This window comes from Streptomyces sp. GLSS-08 (assembly GCF_056387915.1).
The window spans coordinates 1-6,113 of sequence record NZ_JBWJAQ010000042.1 but is presented as its reverse complement, the minus strand read 5'-3'; the positions used below and the strand labels follow the sequence as shown (position 1 = coordinate 6,113).

Below are 6,113 nucleotides of genomic sequence, written 5' to 3'. Positions count from 1 at the left end.
TTCCCAGCGCGCATCGGAGAGGTCGCTCGGGTACGGGCGGTGTCGCGTCATGTTTCGGTAGTACCGTCGAGCAGGCCGCCTCCCCAGGGCGCAAACGAGGTCAACCGGGGGCGCGTTGGGATCAGACGGGAGCGAACGGAACGAAACGGGTCGCCGAACGACGACACCAATCCCCTGCCCCACATCAGGCACGTCTGCCCCAAGGACCACACACCAGCTCGGTCTGCAAATCAACGCCAAACAACCTCTGTGGGACAAAACGCTCTTTGATAGGTCGTTTTCCTCTATGGTGCCCGCTTATCAGGCGATTCCTTAAGCGGTGGATGGCAGTACAGGCGAAGTCACGGAGGCCGTCGATGCCGACGAGTCGTGGGAGGTTGCGGATGGGACGGAAGAGGCCGTAATCCTGTCTCATCCCAGGATGCCTGGTCTTCGAGGTTGTGCGCTTCGACCGCCGTTGGCATGCGCCTGGGCGCATTCGGTTCGCGGCAGTACGCCAGAAGCATGCCGAAGCGACGCCCGTATCCGAGTGATCTGTCCGATGCCCGCTGGGATTTGATCGAGCCGGTCCTGGCGGCCTGGCGTTTCGAGCGCCGCGGCCGAGCCCTGGACTTCGGGCGGCCGCCCGAACATGACCTGCGCGACATCATGGACGCGATCTTGTACGTGGACCGTACCGGGGTTCAGTGGCGCTACCTTCCGCACGACTTCCCGCACTGGAACACGGTCTACGGCTACTTCGCCAGGTGGCAGCAGGAAGGCGTGTTCGCCCAGCTCAACGGCCTGCTCAGGCAACTCTTACGGCAGAAGGAAGGACGGGAGGCCGAACCGTCGGCCTGCGTGATCGACGCGCAGAGCGTGAAAACCTCCACCAGCGTGCTCGCCACCAGCCAAGGCATCGATGCCGGGAAGAAGATCGTCGGGAGGAAGCGGAGCATCGTCACCGACACGCTAGGGCTTCTCCTTGCCGTGCTGGTCACCGCGGCGAGCGTGCAGGACTCCATCGCCGGCGCCCGGCTCCTGGACCAGGTCGCCGCCGAACATCCCCGCATCCGCAAAGTGTGGGTCGACGGCGGCTACCGCCAGCACCTCGTCGAGCACGCCGCCAGCCTCGGCATCGACATGGAAATCACGCAACGCAAGCCCGGGACCAGGGGTTTCACCCCGATTCCGAAGCGGTGGGTAGTCGAGCGGACCTACGGCTGGCTCATGCTCCACCGCCGACTGGCCCGCGACTACGAAACCCTCACCACCCGATCCGAAGCCATCATCCACATGGCTATGGCCGACCTCATGGCCCGCCGCCTCACCAGCGAGAACATCATCTCCTGACGCGACCCGACACCGCAGACCAAACAGCAGATTCAGGGATGAAACAACGGAAGAAGACGACCTCTGATGCCGTCCATGGTCGTCATCGCCACCACCGCTGTCCCCGACCGCCTTCGCGGCGCCCTGAGCCGATGGACCAGCGAAGTAGTACCCGGCATCTTCGTCGGATCCGTCTCCGCCCGTGTACGCGACCATCTCTGGCAAGCCGTCGCCGAAACCGTCGGCAAGGGAGCAGCCGTCCTCATCCACCCAGCACCCACCGAACAGGGCTACGCCATCCGTACCGCAGGCACCCGACGCGGCGTCCCCGAAGACTTCGACGGCCTCACCCTCATCCGCATGACCGCAGAAACGCGCGTAAAGAATGAGCAAAGCGCTTCCTAACATGCAGGTCAAGAAGTGTCCTCCGCGCCGACGCGGCGGTGTTCCGGTGACGTTGGCGGCGTTCGCGGCCGTCACCAGGTCCTCCCGGCCGACGCGGGAGTGTTCCGTGGAACGGCGAGAACCGAGTGGTCATCCTCGGGTCCTTCCCGCCGACGCGGGGGTGTTCCGTCCTGGGCATTTCACGCGGGCACGCGTAGTCCTTGCGCTCGCCGCGAGCGGCGCGGCGGACCGCGGCGTAGGTGCCCTGTCCGGGCGGTGAGGACGTCACGGCGGCCGGGGGAGCGGGGTGTGCGGTGCGGGGGAGTGCCGGTATCCGGCATGCCTCGTACACCGGGTAGCCGCTGACGGTGCGGGTCTCGGCGAGCTCGTAGCCGTCGGGGGCCAGCATGTCGTTGAGCAGTGCCAGCAGCCGCTCGACCTCGCCGGAGTCCGTCCGCACGGCAGGGTGGATCATCTCCGCCAGGAAGCGCAGCAGGACCTCGTCGGCGCCGTCGGCGAGCCCGAAGCGGTCGTCGCTGAAGACCCAGTCGTCCTCCTGGTCCTCGGGGTTGTTGTAGCGGTGCTGGACGATGTCGCCCTCGGCCGTTGCGAACCGCGGGTCATGACTTGTCAGACGGTCCAGGTCGTACAGCCGGCGCAGGAAGACGACTTCGTCCAGGCTGCCCGACCAGCTCGCCCCCGTGCTGCGGCGGAAGAAGCTGGCGGGCCGGGCGCTGCAGACGGCACGGGCATGGTGGCAGGACGTGTAACCACGGCAACGCGCCGAGATGCTCGCCGCTGTCGCCGAACGGGCCTGGCACGACGAACAGGTACGGGTGGAGATCCCCAGGCAGCCACAGACGGCTGAGAGCTTCGCTTACGGCATCCAGCTCTTTACGACGGGGCGGGTGCGGGCTCTGTACGGGATCGTGCGTCCCTGCCCCGAACTGGCAGTCCTGTCACCGCAGCTGGTGTTCCAGCACGTTGTGGTGCGCGATGATTATGAAGCCCGACGGCTGGCCGAGGTGATGCCGCCGCTCGGCCTGCCCCGCGACGCGGGCAGCTGGGAATCCTGATGCCGCTTTGGCACTGCCGCGCAGCCGTCCGTCGGCGCCGAAGCCGCTGCGCCCGACCGGCCTGGCTGCCGGCGAGCGAGCTGCTGGGTATGTCGTCTCAAACGGGGCGTCGCAACGGGCGTCAGATGGCCCGTGTCACTGCGGAGTGCAGTTCGCGTACGCCGCTGGTGCGCGGGTGCCGCTCTGCGAGCTCGGTGACGATGTGGCGGATCGCGGGCCGGTCGCGGACCTCGCCGGGACTGGCCCGGTAGGCGTCCAGCAGGGTGCGGGCGGTCTGCTCGGGCCGCTGCCAGGCCCACCAGGCGCGCGCCATGTCGGTGCCCAGGCGGGCCTTGCGCTCGGCGGTCGGGAACTGCTCGGGCCGGAGGTTCTTCCCGGCGTCCAGGGCGGCGCCGGCGTCGCCGAGTGCCCAGTGCACGCCGACCGTGTACAGGTCGACGGCGGCCGGGCTGATGGCGAACAGCCGGCCGGGTGGAGCGGCCTGGGGCAGGCGGCGGGCGGCGCGGCGGGCCTCCTCGGTCATCGCCAGGGCCTCGCTGCGCTGCCCGGCCCGGGCGGCGGTGTAGGCCCCGGTGCAGAGCATCTGTGCGTAGGCGGCGGCCGTGGCCTCGGTGCGCAGTCCGCTCGCCTCCAGGCCGTCGGTTGCCGAGGACATCAGGCGCTGAGCGGCGCCGTGCTGATCCTGGTGGCGCAGCACGATGGCCAGTTCCCGTGCTGCGGCCGCGGCTGCGAGCGGGGAGCCGGAGATCTCGGCCCAGGTGCGGGCGCGGTCCGCGGTGAGCCGGGCGCGGTCGTAGGAGCCGACCTTGATGAGCACGGCGGAGGCGAGGCTGTACACGGCGGACAGCCGGGCCTGGTCGAGGTTGCGGCGGGAGGCGACGGCGTGATGCGCGTCGGCGATGAGGCCGGGCAGGGCGGCCAGGAGCCGTGCGTGCGCCCCCTGGTCGTACAGTGCGCGGGCGCCGGCCAGGCGGCCCTCTAGCGGCCCGGCACCGGGCGGAGCGGGGGTGGCGGCCAGGGCGTCATCCAGTCCCACCAGCAGGGCGGCGGGGCCTGCGGCCGCCGTGGCGGCGAGCAGCGTACGGCGGCGCATGGGGTCCTCCTCGGCGTCACGCTGACTGGCCGTCACTCTAGTGGCCGTCGTTGCCGTAGCGGGGGGCGGCGCGAGGGATGTCATGAGGATGTGCCCGGGCACGCCGACTTCCCGTGCGGCACGGTGCACCAGGGCCAGGTCAGCGATCCGGGTGCGGCGCTCCAGACGCGAGACGGTCGCGGGCGAGCAGCCGATCCGGTCTGCGAGCACGGCCAGCGTCCAGCAGTGGTGCCGGCGTCCGATCCGGATGAGCGCGCCGGGGCGCCGCTGCGCGGCCAACTGCAGTGCCGTCGTGCTGTTCCAGAGCGGGTCAACGGGCACGCGTCCCTCCCACACCGCACAGACAGGGGGACTCCACGCTACGGGCGCCGGCCGGGCGCGTCGAGGCCGCTTGCACAACGTGCAAACACCTTGCACAGATAGAGAGTTGATCACCGCGAGGCCGGTCGGGGCGGTGTGCTGGGCACCACCGCCCCGCGCCGCGGGGCACCGTCCATCGGAGGCACTCCATGGCAGCCACCGCCGCTGTTGCATCCCGCCCGGCCGCCGACCCGGCGACCGGCCCGGACCGCTACGCACGCGACGTCGTGCCGGCCGACCTGTGGGACAAGCAGGTCGGGCTCCTCATGCGGGACTACCCCTACGACTCGGTCATGGCCGCCCGGGTCCTCGGCCAGGGCTACGCCTACCTGCTGACCGCGATGAACCACCGGGGCGAGGGACTGGGGCTGGCGCCCAGCAAACTCGTCGACATCGGCGTCCACACCGTCATCCTGGACACCGTCGCGTACGCCGAACTGTGCGAGAAGTTCAACGACGGACAATTCCTGCACCACGTGCCCAAGGTGGACATGAAGAACGACGGCTCCGTGATCACAACGGCCCACACCGTCGCCGCCGACGGCTGGGAGGTCGACCTGCCGCTGTGGACGGACGCCGCCAACTGCGGACCGTGCCACCCCGGCAACGACTCGCATTGACCGCGCCGCAACGGCGAGCTCCTCGGGCCCCGGCCGCACGGTTGGGGCCCGACGGCACGCCCGGGTGAGATTTCAGCGAACCGGTCCGCGGCCCGGTCGCGGCCGCCAGGATGGGCCGGGTGACCACCAGCACCGCAGACCTCTGGCACCACTACGGCCGCGCCCGCGCCACCAGTGACCGCACCGTTCCCGACACCTTCCACTGGAACTGGGGCCAGGACGCCGGGCCCGGCCCTGAGGTCCTCGGGGAGCTGACCGGCCGCTGTGTGGGCGACCTCGGCGCCGGCGCAGCCCGGCACGCAGCACACCTGGCGATTCACCAGCAGCCGGCACAGGTCGTCGCCGTCGACGCCTCGCCCGCCCAACACGCCATGGCAACCGACCTCTACGCTCACCTCGCCCCGCGCCTGCGCATCGTGCAGTCCGGCGCGGTGCCCCACCTACAGGCAATGACCGGCACGTACGACGTGCTGTACAGCGTCTTCGGCGCCCTGGACTTCACCGACCCACGCGAGGTACTGCCCGCGGCGGCAACCGCCCTCAAGCCGGGCGGACGACTGGTGTTCGCAACCCTCGCCCACTATCTGAACGGGGCGCCCGCCCAGCCCGATGCCGTGGCTGCCGACATCCCGGCAAAGACACCGGACGGCGAAACCACCACGATGCGCCGCTGGGTCCTCCAGGAGCATGTGTGGACCAAGCTGCTCGACGAGGCCGGATTTACCAACATCATCATCGACGTGCTGCCCGCCGCCACAGTCGGGCCGCGCACCGCCGACACCCTGCTGGTGAGCGCATACCACCCGTCCTAGAACAGGGCCCAGCTCCGCCAGCGACCTGCGGAAGCCGCGCGCGGCGCGGCGAGGGGTTCACGTCCACGAGGCGCTGAACAGGGCGTATTCGAGCAGGGGTCGGGCGAGGCGTCGGGTGGCCAGGTACCCGTTGCCGCTGCTTGGCTGGCAGCCGCCTGCATGAAGGAGAGGTAGACCGCGTAGCGGTGCGGAGACTTCCCGACCGACCTCGGCCAGGGACCGCAGACGCCGGGCCAGAACCCGGTCGAGGACGAGCGGCTGGGGGCCGGTTGCCGACAAAACCGTCCTGCCGACGAAGTAGTGAGATGCGGGTCCTTCCGCGCCCTAGGGCCGCCGCGTGCGCGAGCGAGTCTCTGGAAACCCTCAAGTCCCTTGCGTGACAGGGGATACGACCGGGACGGTGACCCTCATGGGAGCCTTTGGTGCACTGAACAAGAAGCACGACTTCGTGCTGGTC

The 6,113-nt window shown here is 69.8% G+C and carries 7 protein-coding genes; 5 read left to right on the top strand and 2 right to left on the bottom strand.

Annotated features, from left to right (window positions below; all coding sequences use genetic code 11):
* Positions 1-504: 504 nt before the first annotated feature.
* Positions 505-1,332, top strand: a complete 828-nt coding sequence (locus tag AC0ZLC_RS34225; RefSeq protein ID WP_476755812.1) for an IS5 family transposase — start codon at positions 505-507, stop codon at positions 1,330-1,332.
* Positions 1,333-1,398: 66 nt separating this feature from the next.
* The gene (cas2e, locus tag AC0ZLC_RS34220; RefSeq protein ID WP_476755811.1) at positions 1,399-1,716 is read left to right on the top strand and encodes a type I-E CRISPR-associated endoribonuclease Cas2e; all 318 of its coding nucleotides are present in this window, start codon (positions 1,399-1,401) and stop codon (positions 1,714-1,716) included.
* Here cas2e and AC0ZLC_RS34215 read toward each other — a convergent pair.
* Positions 1,664-2,485 carry an AbiJ-related protein gene (locus AC0ZLC_RS34215; protein WP_476755813.1) on the bottom strand — a complete coding sequence of 274 codons (822 nt, stop codon included), beginning with the start codon at positions 2,483-2,485 and terminating at the stop codon, positions 1,664-1,666. The genes cas2e and AC0ZLC_RS34215 overlap by 53 nt on opposite strands.
* Between AC0ZLC_RS34215 and AC0ZLC_RS34210 the strand changes: the two genes are divergently transcribed.
* Positions 2,484-2,771 carry a hypothetical protein gene (locus AC0ZLC_RS34210; protein WP_476755810.1) on the top strand — a complete coding sequence of 96 codons (288 nt, stop codon included), beginning with the start codon at positions 2,484-2,486 and terminating at the stop codon, positions 2,769-2,771. The two genes, AC0ZLC_RS34215 and AC0ZLC_RS34210, sit on opposite strands and share 2 nt — an antisense overlap.
* A 121-nt stretch (positions 2,772-2,892) precedes the next feature.
* Here AC0ZLC_RS34210 and AC0ZLC_RS34205 read toward each other — a convergent pair whose 3' ends face one another.
* Positions 2,893-4,185, bottom strand: a complete 1,293-nt coding sequence (locus AC0ZLC_RS34205) for a helix-turn-helix domain-containing protein (RefSeq protein ID WP_476755809.1) — start codon at positions 4,183-4,185, stop codon at positions 2,893-2,895.
* A gap of 188 nt (positions 4,186-4,373) precedes the next feature.
* Here AC0ZLC_RS34205 and AC0ZLC_RS34200 point away from each other — a divergent pair, with 188 nt between their 5' ends.
* A complete protein-coding gene (locus tag AC0ZLC_RS34200; RefSeq protein ID WP_476755808.1) occupies positions 4,374-4,844 on the top strand; it encodes a glycine-rich domain-containing protein in 471 nt (156 codons plus the stop codon).
* A gap of 110 nt (positions 4,845-4,954) precedes the next feature.
* Positions 4,955-5,656 carry a class I SAM-dependent methyltransferase gene (locus AC0ZLC_RS34195; RefSeq protein WP_476755807.1) on the top strand — a complete coding sequence of 234 codons (702 nt, stop codon included), beginning with the start codon at positions 4,955-4,957 and terminating at the stop codon, positions 5,654-5,656.
* Positions 5,657-6,113 lie beyond the last annotated feature (457 nt).

What these genes read in the sequence shown, in the direction of transcription:
- AC0ZLC_RS34225 (WP_476755812.1), top strand. Translation starts at nt 505, where the DNA reads ATGCCGAAGCGACGCCCGTATCCGAGTGATCTGTCCGATGCCCGCTGG.
- cas2e (WP_476755811.1), top strand. Translation starts at nt 1,399, where the DNA reads ATGCCGTCCATGGTCGTCATCGCCACCACCGCTGTCCCCGACCGCCTT.
- AC0ZLC_RS34210 (WP_476755810.1), top strand. Translation starts at nt 2,484, where the DNA reads ATGCTCGCCGCTGTCGCCGAACGGGCCTGGCACGACGAACAGGTACGG.
- AC0ZLC_RS34200 (WP_476755808.1), top strand. Translation starts at nt 4,374, where the DNA reads ATGGCAGCCACCGCCGCTGTTGCATCCCGCCCGGCCGCCGACCCGGCG.
- AC0ZLC_RS34195 (WP_476755807.1), top strand. Translation starts at nt 4,955, where the DNA reads ATGGGCCGGGTGACCACCAGCACCGCAGACCTCTGGCACCACTACGGC.